Genomic DNA, 17,948 nt, shown 5'->3' on the forward strand with positions numbered 1-17,948 from the left:
GATGCGTAACTGGCTCGGACCTGTTGTTTTCGGCCTGATCGTCGCGGTCGCCACGGCCTGTGCCGCGATCGCCGCCATCCCCTATGGCTTGATGAACGTCGCGCTCGACCGCCTCGGGCAGGGCGGCATCAACCGCATGGCCTATGGCAATCTCGCCAACCCGGACCGCCAGCCGGTGGTGCGCCCCAGTCCCGACCTGGCCTATTCCAGCTGCCCCTATGATCTGTCGGCGGGGCCGTTGGCGATCGACGTGGCTCCGGTGCCGGGCCGCTACAGCTCGCTCAGCATCTTCGATGCGGCGACCGACGTCATTTTCGTCCGGAACGATGTCGAGGCGGCGGGCAAGCCCTATCGAATCATCGTCGCGCGCGAAGGGCAGGCGGTGCCGGCAGGCGTCGAAACCGTCCGCACCGACCATGATCGCGGTATCGCGCTCATTCGTCTTTTGCTGAAAGATCCGTCGGAAATTGGTCAGCTCGACGCCGCGCGGCGACAATCTTCCTGCGCGATGGTCACAAAGCTGAAATAGGGGGTTGCGCCCCTGCAACTCACCCCGTAAAGGCCCCTCACCACGCACCCGTAGCTCAGCTGGATAGAGCATCAGACTACGAATCTGAGGGTCGGGCGTTCGAATCGCTCCGGGTGCACCATTTCCCTTTTCATCATGAAAACTGGCTGAAAAGCAGGCTTTGCAGCCCGCTTGGTGCGGCCGTCTTGCGACGGAAACGCCCTCAGCCGGGCAATGGCAACGCCCTCAGCCGGGCAAGGGCTTCCGCATAAAATACCGGCTTTCCCCTCGGGGATGGTTTGGGATTTCTCCCGCGATGACGAAGCCCAGTTTCTCGTAAAAGGCACGCGCCTGAAACGAGAATGTGTCGAGCCAAATCCCCTCGCATCCCGCTTCGACCGCCGCCGCTTCCGCTTCGGCCATCAATCGGCTTCCGATGCCCGTGCCGCGCAACTCTTCGGGCACCGCGACGATGTCGATACGCAGCCAGTCATAGAGGATTTCACCCCACAGCCCGCCTTCGATCCGCTCGCCGTCCGCTTCCAGGACCAGCGAGACGGGTTGTGCGTCCGCGTCCGGGAACGCCGCCCGATTATGGGCCAGCAGCGGAGCGGCGAGGGCGGTGCCTTCCTCTTCGGTGATGGAGAGAAGCGATTTGATCGTGATTTGCATGGCCGACGGATAGAATGCGCCGGCCCGCGCCGCAACGCCGCTGCGCTATGCCCCGGGGTTGCGCGCCGTGACGATCCACGCCGCACCGTCGATCCATACCGATGTCTCGCCGGGCTGCGCGGCAAAGGCCGCACGGACGGCTGCGGCGGCCTGCGTCCGCACCTCGTCGGGCTGCCCCGCCAGCGCGCGCGACAGCGGGCCAACGGCGAACGCCAGTTCCAGCGCATCGTCGATCGCCTCGTCCCGCGTCGCACCATGGCCATAGGGAATGCTGGTGTCGAACGGCGCGATCGCAATTTCGTCAAAGCCCGCGTCGGCCAATATCCCCGAAATGCGTGCCGCATCGGCGAAGGCAAAGGGGCCGGGCGCCGTCGGATCGGCGGGGACGGGCGGCACCATGTCGCGGATGGCCGCCATCGGCAGGCGGACCCAGTCATTCTCCTGCGCTCCGCGCCAGCAGACGAAGGCCAGCCGTCCGCCAGCCTTGATGGCGCTTCGCATATGGCGGAATGCTGCGACGGGGTCGTCAAAGAACATCACCCCGAACCGCGAAAACAACAGGTCGAAGGCGGCTTGGGGGAAAGGCGCGGTCGCGGCGTCGGCGAGCTGGAACTCGACGGCGGCACCCTCGGGCGTATCCGCGCGCGCTCGCGCAATCAGTTGCGGCGATATGTCGGCGCCCAGCACGTGGCCAGCGGGCCCAACGCGCTCCGCCAGCGCAAAGCTGGTCACACCGGCGCCGCAGCCGATGTCGAGAATTTGCTCGCCTGCTTGCGCTGCGGCGGCTTCCATCGCCGCGTCGCCGAACGCCTGAAGCATCAGGTCGAGCCGCATCTGGTGGGTGACCCAATTGTCGCCACTGTTTCCGTCCCAGTCGTGGGTTGGCTTTTTCTGCGCTGTCGTCACGATCGGGTCTCCAGTAATTAAGAATGATTCGCAATTAGGGTGCCGGCGCCCGAAGTGCAAGCGGCGGCGCATAGCTATGCCTTGTTGCATCGGTGGGGGCCATGCGACATTCCCGTCAGATGGAACGCCGGGGATCGGATCGGCAGGGGAGAGTCATGAGCGAAGCCATCGTCACGGTCGATATCGGCGGAACCCACGCGCGATTTGCAATTGCTCAGGTCGCAGGCGGCCGCGTGACCGCGCTCGGCGAAGCGACGACGCTGCATACAAAGGATCACGCCAGCTTCCAGCGGGCGTGGCAGGAATATGAACGCCAGCAGGGCGGCGCACTGCCGCGCGCGGTCGCGATCGCCATCGCCGGACCGACGCGCGGCGAGATCATCCGCTTCACCAACAATCCTTGGATCATCCGCCCGGCGCTGGTGGGGGAGAAGCTGAACGTCGATCGCCATGTGCTGGTCAATGATTTCGAGGCGGTCGGCCATGCCGTGGCGCAGGCTGACGAAGCTTATTTCGAGCGGCTGACCGGCCCCGATGCGCCGCTTCCCGCCACCGGCACGATCACGATTCTCGGCCCGGGAACCGGCCTCGGCGTGGCGCATATCTGGCGCGATGGCGCCGATTATCGCGTTCAGGCGACCGAGGGCGGCCATATCGACTTCGCGCCGCTCGACAGCATCGAGGACGCCATTCTTGCGCGCCTCCGCAAGCGGCACCGCCGCGTGTCGATCGAGCGCGTCGTGTCGGGGCCGGGCATCGTCGATATCTACGAGACGCTGGCCGGGCTCGAAGGGCGCGCCGTGACTCCGCTCGACGACAAGGCGATCTGGACCAATGCGCTGGGCGGGGCGGACAGTCTCGCCGCTGCGGCAGTCGACCGCTTTTGCCTGTCGCTCGGCAGCGTCGCCGGCGACCTTGCGCTCGCGCAGGGCGCAAGCGGCGTCGTGATCGCCGGCGGGCTGGGGCTGCGCATTCGCGACAGCCTGATCGTGTCGGGCTTCCCCGAACGCTTCGTCGAAAAGGGGCGGTTCGAGGGCTTCATGGCCGCGCTTCCGGTCAAGCTGATCACCCACCCGCAACCCGGCCTGTTCGGCGCCGCCGCCGCCTTCGCGCGCCAATATGACTGAAATTCTGCTGGCGCTGCGGCGCTAAAAGCGGCAGCTTGGCAGCATGGCAGAACGCCCCGTCCTCGGTATCATCGCCTGCAACCGCATGGTCGGGACCGAGGTCGCGCAGACGGTGGTCAATCGCTATGCGACCGCCGCGATGCGCTACGCCGATTGCGCCGCGCTGATCATCCCGTCTCTGCCCGACCTGATGCACGCGCGCGAGGTTGTCGGGCGGCTCGACGGCGTGCTGCTCACCGGCACCCCCTCGAACGTCGAGCCCGCGCGCTATGGCGATGACAGCGCAGGCGAGGGGCCGTTCGACCGCGATCGCGACCGCATGATGCTGGAACTGGTCGAGGCGGTGATCGCGGCGCAGCGACCGCTGTTCGGCATTTGCCGCGGCTTTCAGGAAATCAACGTCGCGCTCGGCGGCACGCTACGCCGTGATACATCGACAAGCGACGCGCTGCTCCACCATCACGCCCCCGACGGCGTCGATTTCGACGCAATGTTCGATCATAGCCACAAGGTCGATCTGATCGAGGGCGGCCTGCTCGCATCGGCCTATGGCGCCGCGTCGCTCGACGTCAATTCGGTTCACTATCAAGGCGTCGGCCGCCTCGCCAAAGGCCTGACCGTCGAAGCCCAAGCCCCCGACGGCCTTATCGAGGCCTATAGCGCCCGCCCGAACGGAGCGCCCCTTCTCGCGGTGCAATGGCACCCCGAATGGGCGACCGGCGATAATGAACAGAGCCAGGTCTATTTCCGCCTGCTCGGTCAGGCGTTGCGGGGCGCTTTATGAACCGCCGCATCACCCGCTATAACCGCTACCTCGCGCGGCTCGGATTCTCGCCCTGATCACAGGCCAGCTCGTTTCTTCGCTCGATACGAACAGCCTATAAAATTCAGGAGTTTTCCATGCCCCGCAATCACGACATCGCCGAACTGCGCCGCCTCGACGTCGCCCACCACTTGCCCGCGCAGGCCGACTGGGCCGAAATCGAACAGCTGGGCGGCAGCCGCATCATCACCCATGCCGAGGGCTGCTATATCCACGATGGCGACGGCCACCGCATCCTTGACGGCATGGCGGGCCTCTGGTGCGTCAATGTGGGCTATGGCCGCGAGGAGCTGGTCGAGGCCGCGGCGGCGCAGATGCGCGAGCTGCCCTTTTACAACACCTTCTTCAAGACCGCGACGCCGCCGACGGTGACCCTCGCGGCGAAAATCGCCAGCCTCACCGGCAACCGCCTGCCGCACATCTTCTTCAACGCCTCGGGCAGCGAAGCCAATGACACCGTGTTCCGCATGGTCCGCCACTATTGGAAGCTGAAGGGCGAGCCAAAGCGCACCGTCTTCATCAGCCGCTGGAACGCCTATCATGGTTCGACCGTCGCGGGCGTTTCGCTCGGCGGGATGAAGGCGATGCACGCGCAGGGCGATCTGCCGATCCCCGGCGTCGAACATGTCCGCCAACCCTATGCCTATGGCGAAGGGCAGGGGATGACCGAAGAGGAATTTTGCGACGCCTGCGTCGCGGCGATCGAGGACAAGATCCTCGAGGTTGGCCCCGAAAACTGCGCCGCCTTCATCGGCGAACCGGTGCAGGGCGCCGGCGGCGTCATCATCCCGCCGAAGGGCTATTGGCCGAAGGTCGAGGCGGTGGCGCGCAAATATGGCCTGCTCGTCGTCGCCGACGAAGTCATCTGCGGCTTCGGCCGCACCGGCAAAATGTGGGGGCATGAAGCGATGGGCTTCACCCCCGATCTGATGCCGATGGCGAAGGGCCTGTCCTCGGGCTATCTGCCGATCTCGGCCACCGCAGTCGCGAGCCACATCGTCGAGGTGCTGAAGACCGGCGGCGATTTCGTCCACGGCTTCACTTACTCGGGCCACCCCGTCTGCGCGGCGGTCGCGCTCAAGAATATCGAAATCATCGAGCGCGAAGGGCTGGTCGAACGCACGGGCAATATCACCGGTCCGCATCTGGCCAAAGCCCTCGCGACGCTGAACGATCACCCGCTGGTCGGCGAGACACGCTCGATCGGCCTGCTCGGCGCGGTCGAGATCGTCGCAGACAAGGCGACGCGCGCGCGCTTCGGTGGTGCCGAAGGGACGGCGGGACCGATGGCGCGCGATGCGTGTATCGCCAGCGGCCTGATGGTGCGCGGCATTCGCGACAGTCTGGTGATGTGCCCGCCGCTGGTCATTTCGACCGACCAGATTGACGAGATGGTTGCCATCATCCGCAAATCGCTCGATGAGGTGCTGCCGCGCCTCCGTGCACTCTAAACAGGAAAGCTCAACACCCTATGCCTTCAGGCCTTTTTGCCCTGCTCGACGATATCGCGACGATTGCCAAGGTCGCGGCGGCGAGCATCGACGATATCGGTGCCGCCGCGTCGAAGGCGGGGGTGAAGGCCGCGGGGGTTGTGGTCGACGATACCGCAGTCACGCCGCGCTATGTCACCGGCTTCACTCCCGACCGCGAACTGCCGATAATCTGGCGGATTACCAAGGGGTCGATCTTCAACAAACTGGTGCTGATCCTGCCTGCGCTGTTGTTGCTCTCGACCTTCGTGCCGTGGGCGATCACCCCGCTGCTGATGCTCGGCGGCGCCTATCTGTGCTTCGAGGGCGCGGAAAAGGTGCTGCATTCGCTGCAAAAGGACAAGACAACCCTCGCCGAGGACGCCGAAATCGTCGCCGATCAGGATCATGAAGAGGCGATGGTAAAGGGCGCCGTGCGCACCGATTTCATCCTGTCGGGCGAAATCATGGTGATCGCGCTCAACGAAGTCATCGACGAACATTTCGCCATGCGCGCCGCGACGCTCGCAGTGGTGGCCATCGCCATCACCATTGCCGTCTATGGCGTCGTCGGCCTGATCGTGAAGATGGACGACATCGGCCTGCACATGGCGAAGGAAGGCAATAGCGCGCGGCGCGCGATCGGGCGCGGCCTCGTCGCCTTCATGCCCAAGCTGCTCGCCGCACTCGCACTGATCGGCACCGCGGCGATGCTGTGGGTCGGCGGCCAGATTTTCATCCACGGCCTCGACGAATATCGCATCGGCAACATCGGCCACGGCCTCCACGATTTCGCGCATGCCGTCGCAGGCAATCTGCCGGGCGCCGGACTGTGGGAATGGCTGATTAACGCGGGCGGCGCTGGCGTGTTCGGGTTGCTGCTCGGCGGCGTAATTGTTGGCGTACTGCATCTGTTGCCGGGCAAGAAGGCGGCGCACTGACCCCGCGCGCCGATTGGAAAGTTGACGAGCCGACGCTCGTACTCAGGCGTTCACGATGCCTGACTGCTCTCTTTCCAACAGGATCAATAGCCGTCGAAGACGTTGCAGGCGAAGAGGGTTCGCCTGATCGCCGCCATCATTCTCTGTTTCCCAAGTGATTGCGATACCCAATTGGCGCACGGCACTCGCACGCTCGCGCGCGGGAACTTTGGCGGGCGGTAACAGGGATAGCAGTTCGGCATTGACCACGCCCCAGTGATTCCGGTCGTCAGGTCGAAGGAGCGGCCGTGCTTCCACCAGCGCATCGCGCGCTGCGTCGAGTTGTTCCGCGCTGCCGCCGTTCGCCGCAAGGACGAGATGTGCCTCTGCGCGGCCAAGGATGCTGCGTACCCGACAGCCATACAGATCGAGTTGAGAGGCATCCGCCGCCAAAGCGTTGATAAACGCATCCACGGCCTCACGCACGCCCGGCAGGCGATTTTCGCAAAGTCGCCCAAGCTGGACGAGCGACTGGCCGAGCGAGCGCCAATCAAAGCCGGCATCATATTTGTAGATCGCCCCTGTCGCGATGGTTTGTCCGAAGGCGTCTGCTGCTTGCTCAAGCAGATCGGGTCGGGCCAGCCGTTCGCCGGCATAGAGCAGCTTGGACGCGTACATCCGGATGGTGTCGGGCCAGCGGTCAGTCGAACTGATCCGGTAGTGAGCATGGAGGTCGCGAAATCCGGCGAATATTCTATCGATCCGTTCATGGTCTCCATCGGCGACAGCCGGATAGACTTCCTGAATCAGACCCCCCTGTATATCGCTGATCTGCCACTCCCGGGGCCGATCCGCGGCAATGCTGCGCAGCTTTTGATCGAAGATCGTTTCGTCAGGACGTTGTGCGGCGGCCTTTTCCAGAAGACGGGCTGCAAAATTGGTCAGTCGCATCCACGGCGATTGCGAGGTTCCGGTCGTGCGCTGCCGGTCCGGCAATGCGTTGCCGGCCATGATCGCCTTTTGACGCTCCCGAAGCTCCCGCGGAGTCAATGCAATCACAGTGGACGCCTGTCTCAACCAGTTCGTTGCCTGCCGGGAAAAGCAGTCAAGGTCCGACGAGTCATGGAACGCATCGTCCAATTCACTGATCGCGTCCGGAATATCGCCAAAGCCAGCGCCATCGATGACCACCCTTGCCAAGTCCGGGTCGCTGCCTAGCCTGTTCCTGAACCGTTGAAAGATAGCGAGCAGGTTTTTGAGTTCGAGCCTGTCGAGCCCGGCTTCGATATCGTTCAGCACACCCGGTTCCATTTCCGAATTGCTGGCGAACTGACCGTGGCCGCCGTTTTTAACCTGTCCGATGTAGAAGCTGGAGTGGTAGATTAACCATGCGTCCGGCTGGACGTTCTCCCGGACCAGCCGCGCTTCTTCGAGGCACCAATTACAGAATCGAACCACCGCGTCGGGCAGGGTATCGGGATCGCGCGCGCCGAACTCGACCCGCGTGACCAGTATTTCTGGTACAGTTAAATCCAGAGATCGCACGAAACTACCCCAGCAAAACCACCGGGCTATCCGCGCGCCAGTGCATGCTCACCTTGTCGTCCCAGGTGAAATCCTCCTGATCGTGGCGCGACAGGTTCGGGCGCGATACGCGGATGCGCGCGCCCGATTCCAGTTCGATCTCGAACAGGGTGATGTCACCCAGATAGCTCATGCCTTTGATCTTGCCGCGCGCGAAATTATAGCCGTCGGGCGCATCCTGCGCCGCGGCTTTGACCGCTTTCCCTTCGCCCGGAACGTGGAGATAGATTTTCTCGGGGCGCAGCGCGATCCACACATCGGCGCCATGCGGGCCGGTGACCCCGTGGTTGAGATAGACTTTGCCCAGCCCCGGGCAATCGACCGCCGCCTTGTCGGGATCGTCGAGGGTCAGCTTGCCTTCGAAGATATTCACCGACCCGACAAAATCAGCGACGAAGCGGTTGGCGGGATATTCGTACAGGTCCGACGGGGTCGCAAGCTGCGCAACCTCGCCCTTGTTGATGACGCCGATCCGGCACGCCATCGACAGCGCCTCGTCCTGATCGTGGGTGACGGTGACAAAGGTAATCCCGACCTTTTCCTGCAATTCGGACAGCTCGAACTGCATCTGCGCGCGCAGCTTGGCGTCGAGCGCGGACAGCGGCTCGTCGAGCAATAACACCTTGGGGCGCATCACCAGACTGCGCGCCAGTGCGACGCGCTGGCGCTGGCCGCCCGACATCTGGTCGGGCATGCGCGTCTCGAACCCGCCGAGTTTGACCAGTTCCAGCGCCTCGGCAACGCGGTCCCTGACCTCGCCACCCTTCACGCCGGCGATCTTCAGGCCATAGGCGACATTGTCGGCGACGCTCATGTGCGGGAAGACGGCATAGCTCTGGAACACCATGTTCACCGGCCGCTTGTTCGGCGGAATGCCCGTCATATCCTGTTCGTCGATCAGGATTTTGCCTTCGGACGGCAGCTCGAACCCTGCAATCATCCGCAGCAGGGTCGTCTTGCCGCAACCCGACGGGCCGAGAAGCACGAAAAACTCGCCGGCAAGAATGTCGAGGCTGACATTGTCGACCGCGGTCACCTTGCCAAAGCGTTTGGAGACATTCTGGATCTGGATGATCGGGCGCGCGGGGTCGGTCATGACAAGATCCTGATATTCGCGTCGCCCCCGCGAAGGCGGGGGCCGGTGGCAGCATTGGGCTTCGTCGCGGGAGCAAGCCGATAACGGCCCCGGCCTTCGCGGGGGCGACGGGTTAGATAATGATCGGGCGCCAATGCCATCAATGCGTCTCCGCAATCGCCTTCACGCCCTGAAACTTCAGCGCGGCGGCGGTCAGGATGATGGTCAGGATGATCAATATGGTCGACGCCGCATTGACCTCGGGCGTCACCGAGAAACGGACCATGGAATAGACTTTGACCGGGAAGGTGATCGTGTCGGGGCCGCTGGTGAAATAGGTGATGACGAAATCGTCGAGGCTGAGCGTGAAGGACAGCAGCGCGCCCGCGACCAGCGCCGGCTTGATGTGCGGGATCAGCACGTCGCGGAATACCTGCCATTCGTTCGCGCCCAGATCCTTCGCCGCCTCTTCCTGCTCGCGATTAAAAGTCGCGAGGCGCGACCGCACGACCATGGTGACGAAGGGGAAGCAGAAGGTGATATGCGCGATGGTGATCGCGCCCAAGTTGAACGGCCAGATCAGGTCGGTCGGCCAGTCGACCGCCGAAAAGAACATCAGGAAAGCCACGCCAAGGCAGATTTCGGGGACGATGATCGGCAGCGAAATCGCCCCGTCGACCGCGCCCTTGAACGGAAAGCGAAAGCGCCACAGCATCACCGCCGCGACCGCGCCGAGGATGAGGCTGGCGACGGTCGCGAGCGCCGCGATGGTCAGCGAATTGACCAGCGCCTCGACCAGCTGATCGTTGCCGAGCGCCTTTTCATAATATTTGGTGGTGAAGCCACGCCACACGACGTTGCGCTTGCTGTCGTTGAAGCTGAAGATCATCAGCACGATCAGCGGCGCGTAGAGAAAGACCATCACCGCGCCGACCCACAGGCGCATCCACAGGGTGCGGCTATATTCGAGCGGTGCGCGCGGGGTGCGGGCGAAAAGGGCCATCAGCCGACCTCCGGCACTTTTTTGCGCATCGATTGCAGCGCGATCAGGATGAACATCGCATAGATGAGCAGGAAGGACAGCGCGGCGCCGAACGGCCAGTCATTTGCCTTCTTGAACTGGCGCTCGATCACATTGGCGATCATCTGGCTGTCGGTCCCGCCCATCAAATCGGGGGTCAGATAGGCGCCCAGCGCGGGGATCAGGGTGATCATCACCCCGGCGATGATCCCCGGTGCGGCGAGCGGAACGACGACCCGCATGATCGTGCGGAAATGCCCGGCGCCGAGGTCGAGGCTGGCCTCGATCAGGCTGCGGTCGAGCCGGTCGAGCGCGGCGTAAAGCGGCAGCACCATGAAGGGCAGGTGGACATAGACGAGCCCGAAGACGACCGCGAAATTGTTGAAGAGCAGCTGCACCGGCTCCCACGTCGGCAGCGGCTGCAGCCCGACCAGTGTCTTGAGCCAGCTCGTCCCTTCCCACAAAGCGCCGAGCCCTTTGTTGGCATAGCCCTGCGTGCCGAGCAGCATCATCAGCGCATAGGTACGGATCAGCAAATTGGTCCAGAAGGGCAGCATGATGCCCAGCAGCAGCCACGGCCGCCATTTCTCGCTGGCAAAGGTGATCGCCATCGCGACCGGGAAACCGATGATGAGGCAGATCAGCGTGACCAGCGCCGCGACCGCGAAGCTCTTGGCGAAGATGGTGAGGTACAACCATTCGGTCGCGCGCTTGTAATTGTCGAGCGTCCCCGAAATGGCGATCTCGGTCAGCCCGCGGTTCTCGCCAAAGCTATAGAGCCAGACGATGGCCATCGGGACGAGGAAAAAGACGACGACCCAAAGCAGTGTCGGTATCGACACCGCCGCAAAGGTCCGCTTGCTTGTTTTCCAGTCCTGTTCGGCCACCCCCCGATGCCTCCCTTCCTCCGGTCGCTACGCTGCCCGGACCCGGGTGAAAGCCTCTTCGAAGAGGCGCTGCATTTCGGGATCGAACTTCGCATATTCGCATTTCGCCAGCACGTCGGCGGGCGGAAAGATCACCGGGTTATTCTTGTAACTGTCGGGCATCAGCGCCTTGGCCGCGTTATTGGGGGTCGGGAAAAGGATCGTCTCGGTGATCTTCTTGTCGACCTCGGCATCCAGCAGATAATTGATGAAGGCGTGGGCATTCTTCGGATGCGGCGCACCCTTCGGGATGCACAGATTGTCCGAATTGAGCTGGCTGCCCTCCTTGGGGACGATGAAGTCGATATCATTGTCCTCGGTCATCGCCTGCGCGATGTCGCCATTATATTCCAGCACCAGATCGACATCGCCCTTCAGCAACAGATCCTGTCCGTCGTCGACATGGAAATTCTTCACATGCGGCTTTTGCTTGATCATCATCGCTTCGATCACCGCGATGTCGGCGGGGGTAAGCGCATTGACCGACTTGCCCAGATATTTGCCATAGAGGCGGAACATGTCGCCGGCTTCGGACAGCCAGGAGATGCGCCCGGCATATTCGGGGCTGTCGAACAGGACTTTCCAGCTGTCGGGCTTGGTCTTCACCTTCGACTTGCGATAGCCGATCCCCAGCGACAGCCAGGTGTAGGGCATCGAAAATTTGCGGCCCTTGTCATAATCGACGTCGATGAAGGTCGGGTCGATATTCTTGATGTTCGGGATCTGGGCATGGTCGAGCGTCTGGAGCATGTCGGCGCGCGCCATGCGTTCGACAAAATCGTTCGAGGGGACGATGACGTCATACCCCGGGTTGCCCGCCTTGAACTTGGCGAACAGCACGTCGTTGCTGTCGAACAGGTCCATCTTGACCTCGACCCCGGTCGCGCCCCTGAAATCGTCGAGCGTCGTCTCGCCGATATAGGTGTCCCAGTTATAGAAGTTCAGCTTGGCCTCTTCGCCATTGGCGAGTTTCTTGCCTTCGCCCTTGCTGCAGGCGGCCATGCCGCCAAAGCTGATCCCGACTGCCGCAACCCCAAGGGCCTGCAACAACGAGCGACGACCTCTGGTTCGATTAAGCAGTTCGTTCAGATCCACGGCTGGCCTCCCTGTATGTGACGCCAAGCTGACTCAATAAAGGCGCGTTGGAAAGAGGTTATTTTGCACCGCAGCACGAATCTTTGTCATTTTCATGCGTTGCGAAGGTACCAGTCATAATCAAGTGTCGGCACGACGCTGAAATAACGGTCCTGTTCGACCCGCTTCACGATCGTGAACATATCGACGAACCGCTCTCCCAGATATTCGCGCATCAGGCGCGAGTCATGGAAACGATCCACCGCCGCAAACCAGTTCGAAGGCGGCTTGTCGTCGCCGCTGTTATCGCGGTCATAGCCATTGCCGACCACCGCCGGACCGGGATCGATCGCGCCGGTCATCCCGTGGTGCATGCCGGCCAGCACCGCCGCGACGGCCAGATAGGGATTGGCGTCGGCCCCGCACGCGCGATGTTCGACGTGACGGCTCGATGGCGGACCGGCCGGGATACGGAACGATACTGTGCGGTTGTTCACCCCCCATGTGGGCGCAACGGGTGCATAGCTGTTCGCCTTGAAGCGGCGATAGCTGTTCGCGTGCGGCGCAAAGAGCGCAAAGCCGTCGCCGACACTCCCGATCATCCCGCCGATCGCATGGCGCAGCGCCGGGGTGCCCTCGGGATCGTCGCTCGCGAAGATATTGCTGCCCGTGTCGTCGTTGACTGAGACATGGATGTGCATGCCGCTTCCCGCCTGCTCGGCGAAGGGCTTGGCCATGAAGGTCGCTTCCAAACCATGTGCCTGCGCGATCGCTTTCACGAGTTTTTTGTACATGATCGCATCGTCGCAGGCGCGTAGCACGTCGGGCTTGTGGCGCAGCGTCAGTTCGAACTGGCCCGGCGCAAATTCCGAAATCGCGCTTTCCAGCGGCAGGTCCTGCACATCGGTCGCGGCGTACAGCGCGTCGAAGAAGGGCCGGAAATCGTCGAGTTCGCGCAGGCCATAAACCTCGACATTGCGCGGCGTGTCGCGGCTGTAGCCGGGACGGGCAGGGCGGATCGACCCGTCGCGGGCGCGGCGCGGATCGACGAGATAGAATTCCAGTTCGACCGCGAGCACCGGGGTCAGCCCTTCGGCGGTGAAACGGTCGATCACCCCGCCCAGAACATGGCGCGGGTCGAGGTCGTGCGGGGTTCCGTCGAGCTCATAGAAACCGACAAGGAATTGCGCGGCCTGATCTCCGCCCCACGGGGTCCGAACCAGCGTGCCGGGGATCGGCTTCATCGATCGGTCGGCGTCGCCATCCTCCCACACCAAGCCCGTTTCGATCGTATCCTGCCCGGTGATGTCGACGACGGTGATCGACCCGGGGAACATGCGGCCGGTTTCATAGACCGCAAGCACCTCATGCTGGCGCAGCCGCTTGCCCCGCGGCACACCGCTAAAGTCGGTATAGATCATTTCGATCGAATCGACGTCGGGATTGGTCTGGAAAAAGGCCTCGGCCTCTGAACGGCCCGCGATGACGCCCGATGACTTCGACATTGCCAAAAACTCCTGAAATCCGGGTCAACCGAGCCGATCGCGAAGCGCATACCAGAGCAGCCCCAGCGTAGCGAGGGGGCGTCTGATCCACGGTCCGCCGGGAAAAGGGCGCGAGGGAAGGTTCGCGAGCACGTCGAAACGCTCGGCGGTGCCCGCCATCGCCTCGGCGATCAATTCGCCCGCGAGCGTCGTCACCATCGCGCCATGCCCCGAAAAGCCGTGCGCGAAAAAGACATTCCCGCGCCGCCCGATATGCGGCAGCCGGTTCATCGTCACCGCGACCGCGCCGCCCCAGCCATAGTCAATCTTAGCGTCAGCAATCTGTGGAAAAACCTGCGCCATGAAGGGCCGCACGAACGCCGCGATATCGCGCGGCGGCGTCTGCGAATAACGCTCGCCACCGCCAAAGATCAGGCGCTTGTCGGCCGACAGGCGGAAATAGTTTAGGACGAAGCGGCTGTCAGCGACCGCGGCGTCGCTGGGCAACAGCGCGTCGGCATTCGCGAGCGGCGCGGTCGCGATATTATAATTCATGATCGGGACGGTGTAGCGGCCGAGATCGGGTTCGAGGTCGCCTATCCAGCTGTCGGTGGCGTCTATGAAATAACGTGCTTCGATTGTCGCATCGCCCAGGAATAATTCGCCGGGATCTCCGTCGAGGATCCAGTTTGCTCGCTGTCCCTGAAGGATCCGTACGCCAGCGGTTTCGGCTGCTGTGGCCAAGCCGATAGCATAGTTGAGGGGATGAAAATGGCCGCCCTGCCTGTCGTAAATGCCGCCGTGATAAAGCGGGCTTGCGATATGGGCATCCATTTCAGCCTGCGCGATCACATCGGCTTCATAGCCGTAGCGCGTAGTCAGGTAATCAGCTTCGCGCCGCATCCCGTCGAAATCCTTCGGCGTCCACGCGGCTTCCAGATGTCCGACCTTGAGATCACAGGCGATGCTATGCTTCGCGATCCGGGTTTTGACAGGATTGCCTCGCCAGCAGAGATCAAACAGGGCGGCGGCACGCTCGTTGCCAAATTCTGTTTCGAGCTCGGAAGCCGACCAGCGAAGGCCGGGGATCAGTTGCCCGCCATTGCGTCCCGATGCGCCGAAGCCGACTTCTTCGGCCTCGACCAGAATGACCGAAAAGCCCCGCTCCGCACAGGCCAGAGCAGCTGACAAGCCGGTGAATCCGCCGCCGATAACGGCAACATCGCAAGCATATTCGCCTTTTATGTCCGCAGGCACGGTCCACGAATGCGCGGTCGCGGCATAATAGCTGTGGTTCAGCGGATCGGTCATGGCGGCCTCGCGCGTCAGACCCGCATCAACAGATGTTCGCGTTCCCAGCTCGACACGACAGACTGATAATTGAACAGCTCATAATCCTTCACCGCGAAGAAGATTTCGAAGAAATCGTCGCCCAGCAGGTTGCGGACCTTCTTGCACGAACTGAACCGGTCGAGCGCCGCCTCCAATGTGCGCGGCAGGGTGCGCGCGCGATTGTAAGCGCTGCCGGTGATCGGCTTGGGCGGCACCATGCGGTCGACCATGCCGATATATCCGCACACCAGCGAAGCGGCGATGGCGAGATAGGGGTTGCTGTCGGCACCGGGCAGGCGGTTTTCGACGCGGCGGTTGTTCTTGTCGGCGATTGGGATGCGGAAACCGCAGCTGCGATTATCCTCGCCCCACTGGACGTTGATCGGCGCGGCGCTGTCAGGGCGCATGCGGCGAAAGCTGTTCACATTGGGTGCCCACATTGGCGAGATTTGCGGCATGAAACGGATCAGCCCCGCAACATAGCTGCGGAACATCGCGCTATCACGGCCATTGGCGGTCGCGAACAGATTGCGCCCGGTATCGGCATCGACGATCGACTGATGGATGTGCATCGCGCTGCCCGGCTGACCCGCCATCGGGTTCGCCATGAAGGTCGCATAAACATCATGCTGCTTCGCGACATTGCGCACGACACGCTTGAACAGGAAGACCTCATCGGCAAGGCGTAACGGATCGCCGTGGATGAAGTTCACCTCCAGCTGCGCGGCGCCCATTTCATGGATCATCGTGTCGATATCGAGCCCCATCATCTCGCAATCGTCATAGATATGATCGATGATATCCTCATATTCGTTCATCGCCTCCAGCCCATAGGGCTGGCTCGCGCTTTCACTGCGCCCCGACTCTCCGGTCGGCGGGGTCAGCGGAAAATCGGGATCGGTGTTCTGCGACACGAGGTAAAATTCGACCTCGGGTGCGATGATCGGGCGCCAACCCTTGTCGGCATAGAGCGCCAGCACTTTTTTCAGGATCGTTCGCGGTGCGATATCGACCTCGCTGCCATCGCGGTTAAGGGCGTCGGCGATGACGAAAGCGGTGGGTGACTTGAACCCCGGCGCGACGCAGATCGTGCTGGGGTCGGCGATCAATATCTTGTCGGGGTCCTTGTCCCAGATATCGTCGATATCTTCAGGATAATGGCCGTCGATCGTACAGATGAAGACGCTGCCCGGAATGCGCAACGACTTGTCTTTCACCGATGACAGGAACTTCTTCGCCGGCAGCACCTTTCCGCGCTGAACTCCGTTGATGTCGGGGACGATGCATTCGACCTCGTCGATATTATGTTCGCTGATCCATTGTTCCAGATTGACTGACATGCGCCCCCGATTGGGCCGGGGGTCCGGCCCTGTTGTGGAAGATGCAGCCTATCGTGAAGTCGAGGGGAGCGCCAGAGGGGCCGGTATCGGCCATTTTTCCTCCCCGGCTATTCCGTCGGTTCCGCGCTCTGCCCGGCGGCGCAAAGCGACTCGACTTTTCGCTGTCCTACATTGTTCGGCCGCGATACCCTTCCTTCATGTCCTTGTCCGTTTTCCCTTCTCACTCCGCCGCACGGGTCCGCGCCGCTGCGTTCGGGGGAGGGGAAACCAGGGGGGACGTAGTGTGACTTTACTATACTTTGGAATAAAATTGCGCGGGCGCGTCGCAGGACACGCCGGCGATCATGGAGGTGAATGATGAGGGGCGACAACGACCAGATGGCTTCCTTTTGGATGCCCTTCACCGATAACCGGTCGTACAAGGCGCACCCGCGCCAGCTCGTTTCGGCGAGCGGCATGCATTATCGATCGAGCGACGGGCAGGCGATTCTCGACGGCACCTCGGGCCTGTGGTGCAGCAATGCGGGCCATTGCCGGCCCGAGATTACCGAAGCGATTGCAAAGACGGCGGCGACGCTGGATTTCGCCCCGACCTTTCAACTCGGACACCCGCTGCCTTTCGAGCTTGCACAGCGGCTCGCGGCGCTGATGCCGGAGGGGCTTGACCGGATATTCTTCACCAACAGCGGCTCTGAATCGGTCGATACGGCGCTGAAAATCGCCATCGCGGTTCAACGCGCCAGGGGGCAGGGGACGCGGACCCGCCTGATCGGGCGTGAGCGCGGCTATCATGGCACCGGCTTCGGCGGGATCAGCGTCGGGGGCATCGTCACCAACCGGCGGACCTTCGGCGGCGGGCTGCCCGGCGCCGACCATATGCGCCACACCCATGATATCGCGCGCAACGCTTTTTCGCGCGGCTTTCCGCAGCATGGCGCCGAACTGGCCGACGATCTCCAGCGTCTCGTCGATTTGCACGGCGCCGACACGATTGCGGCGGTGATCGTCGAACCGATGGCGGGGTCGACCGGGGTGCTTGTGCCGCCCGTCGGCTATCTCCAGCGGCTGCGCGAGATTTGCGACCGCCACGGCATCATCCTCATCTTCGACGAAGTGATCACCGCTTTCGGCCGCGTCGGCGGCGCGACCGCGGCGGGGCAGTGGGGCGTGACCCCGGACATCATCACCATGGCAAAGGGGCTGACCAACGCGGCGGTGCCGATGGGCGCGGTCGCGGTCCGGCGCGAGCTTCACGACGCGATGATCGACAGCGTGCCCGGCGGGATCGAGCTGTTCCACGGCTATACCTATTCGGGGCACCCGCTCGCCAGCGCGGCGGGGCTTGCGACCCTCGACCTCTATGCGCGCGATGGATTGTTCGAGCGCGCGGCCGACCTCGGCGCCTATTGGGAGGATGCGGCGCACAGCCTGAAGGGGCGACGTCATATTATCGACATTCGCACGATCGGACTGGTCGCGGGGATTGAGCTCGATCCCCGCCCCGGCGCTCCGACGGCGCGCGCGATGGAACTGTTTCGCGCCTGTTTCGACAATGGCCTGCTCGTCCGCGCGACGGGCGATATCATCGCGCTGTCGCCCCCGCTGATCGCCGAGAAGGCGCATATCGACGAAATGTTTGGAAAGCTGGGCGATCTGCTCGAGGGTATCGCTTAAGCCTCTGTTTCAA

16 protein-coding genes and 1 tRNA gene are annotated in these 17,948 nt (G+C 62.8%); 7 read left to right on the plus strand and 10 right to left on the minus strand.

Going from position 1 to position 17,948, the window contains the following annotated elements; translation table 11 throughout:
* The first annotated feature begins 1 nt into the window (after window position 1).
* Together ACSYDV_RS07930 and ACSYDV_RS07935 are read left to right on the plus strand one after the other, a co-directional pair.
* Complete coding sequence (locus ACSYDV_RS07930; protein ID WP_438323252.1) at window positions 2–529, plus strand: DUF1254 domain-containing protein; 528 nt, start codon at window positions 2–4, stop codon at window positions 527–529.
* Window positions 530–573: 44 nt separating this feature from the next.
* A tRNA-Arg gene (locus tag ACSYDV_RS07935) sits at window positions 574–650 on the plus strand.
* 104 nt (window positions 651–754) lie between these two features.
* Here the strand turns inward: ACSYDV_RS07935 and ACSYDV_RS07940 are convergent.
* Complete coding sequence (locus tag ACSYDV_RS07940) at window positions 755–1,180, minus strand: GNAT family N-acetyltransferase (protein ID WP_438323253.1); 426 nt, start codon at window positions 1,178–1,180, stop codon at window positions 755–757.
* A gap of 45 nt (window positions 1,181–1,225) precedes the next feature.
* The gene (locus ACSYDV_RS07945) at window positions 1,226–2,086 is read right to left on the minus strand and encodes a class I SAM-dependent methyltransferase (RefSeq protein WP_438323254.1); all 861 of its coding nucleotides are present in this window, start codon (window positions 2,084–2,086) and stop codon (window positions 1,226–1,228) included.
* A gap of 155 nt (window positions 2,087–2,241) precedes the next feature.
* On the opposite strand from ACSYDV_RS07945, the gene ACSYDV_RS07950 reads away from it, so the two are divergent.
* The 4 genes from ACSYDV_RS07950 (at window position 2,242) to ACSYDV_RS07965 (ending at window position 6,446) form a co-directional block, all read left to right on the plus strand.
* Window positions 2,242–3,213: a glucokinase gene (locus tag ACSYDV_RS07950; protein ID WP_438323255.1), complete on the plus strand. Its 972-nt coding sequence runs from the start codon at window positions 2,242–2,244 to the stop codon at window positions 3,211–3,213.
* A gap of 43 nt (window positions 3,214–3,256) precedes the next feature.
* Window positions 3,257–3,997, plus strand: coding sequence for a gamma-glutamyl-gamma-aminobutyrate hydrolase family protein (locus ACSYDV_RS07955; protein WP_438323256.1), 741 nt, complete (start codon window positions 3,257–3,259; stop codon window positions 3,995–3,997).
* Window positions 3,998–4,113: 116 nt separating this feature from the next.
* A complete protein-coding gene (locus ACSYDV_RS07960; protein ID WP_438323257.1) occupies window positions 4,114–5,487 on the plus strand; it encodes an aspartate aminotransferase family protein in 1,374 nt (457 codons plus the stop codon).
* A 20-nt stretch (window positions 5,488–5,507) separates the two neighbouring features.
* Window positions 5,508–6,446, plus strand: coding sequence for a DUF808 domain-containing protein (locus ACSYDV_RS07965; RefSeq protein WP_438323258.1), 939 nt, complete (start codon window positions 5,508–5,510; stop codon window positions 6,444–6,446).
* Window positions 6,447–6,488: 42 nt separating this feature from the next.
* Here ACSYDV_RS07965 and ACSYDV_RS07970 read toward each other — a convergent pair whose 3' ends face one another.
* The 8 genes from ACSYDV_RS07970 to ACSYDV_RS08005 all read right to left on the minus strand — a co-directional run bounded on the left by ACSYDV_RS07970 (window position 6,489) and on the right by ACSYDV_RS08005 (window position 16,261).
* Window positions 6,489–7,970: a DMP19 family protein gene (locus ACSYDV_RS07970; protein ID WP_438323259.1), complete on the minus strand. Its 1,482-nt coding sequence runs from the start codon at window positions 7,968–7,970 to the stop codon at window positions 6,489–6,491.
* Window positions 7,971–7,974: 4 nt separating this feature from the next.
* On the minus strand, window positions 7,975–9,105 hold the full coding sequence (locus ACSYDV_RS07975) for an ABC transporter ATP-binding protein (RefSeq protein ID WP_438323261.1): 1,131 nt from the start codon (window positions 9,103–9,105) through the stop codon (window positions 7,975–7,977).
* 139 nt (window positions 9,106–9,244) lie between these two features.
* Window positions 9,245–10,087 carry an ABC transporter permease gene (locus ACSYDV_RS07980; protein WP_438323263.1) on the minus strand — a complete coding sequence of 281 codons (843 nt, stop codon included), beginning with the start codon at window positions 10,085–10,087 and terminating at the stop codon, window positions 9,245–9,247.
* The gene (locus ACSYDV_RS07985; RefSeq protein WP_438323264.1) at window positions 10,087–10,992 is read right to left on the minus strand and encodes an ABC transporter permease; all 906 of its coding nucleotides are present in this window, start codon (window positions 10,990–10,992) and stop codon (window positions 10,087–10,089) included. Before ACSYDV_RS07985 ends, ACSYDV_RS07980 begins: the two co-directional genes overlap by 1 nt.
* Window positions 10,993–11,019: 27 nt before the next feature.
* A complete protein-coding gene (locus ACSYDV_RS07990) occupies window positions 11,020–12,126 on the minus strand; it encodes an ABC transporter substrate-binding protein (RefSeq protein ID WP_438323265.1) in 1,107 nt (368 codons plus the stop codon).
* 92 nt (window positions 12,127–12,218) lie between these two features.
* Entirely contained in the window at window positions 12,219–13,610 is a 1,392-nt protein-coding gene (locus ACSYDV_RS07995; RefSeq protein ID WP_438323266.1) for a glutamine synthetase family protein, read from the minus strand.
* Between the two features lie 24 nt (window positions 13,611–13,634).
* The gene (locus ACSYDV_RS08000; RefSeq protein WP_438323267.1) at window positions 13,635–14,900 is read right to left on the minus strand and encodes an NAD(P)/FAD-dependent oxidoreductase; all 1,266 of its coding nucleotides are present in this window, start codon (window positions 14,898–14,900) and stop codon (window positions 13,635–13,637) included.
* Window positions 14,901–14,914: 14 nt separating this feature from the next.
* Window positions 14,915–16,261 (minus strand): glutamine synthetase family protein, encoded by a 1,347-nt coding sequence (locus ACSYDV_RS08005; protein WP_438323268.1) that lies wholly within the window; start codon window positions 16,259–16,261, stop codon window positions 14,915–14,917.
* A 357-nt stretch (window positions 16,262–16,618) separates the two neighbouring features.
* On the opposite strand from ACSYDV_RS08005, the gene aptA reads away from it, so the two are divergent.
* Entirely contained in the window at window positions 16,619–17,935 is a 1,317-nt protein-coding gene (aptA, locus tag ACSYDV_RS08010) for an omega-aminotransferase AptA (RefSeq protein ID WP_438323269.1), read from the plus strand.
* The last annotated feature ends 13 nt before the right edge of the window (window positions 17,936–17,948 follow it).

This window comes from Sphingopyxis selenitireducens (genome assembly GCF_051550705.1).
In the GTDB taxonomy this organism is placed as follows: Bacteria; Pseudomonadota; Alphaproteobacteria; order Sphingomonadales; family Sphingomonadaceae; genus Sphingopyxis.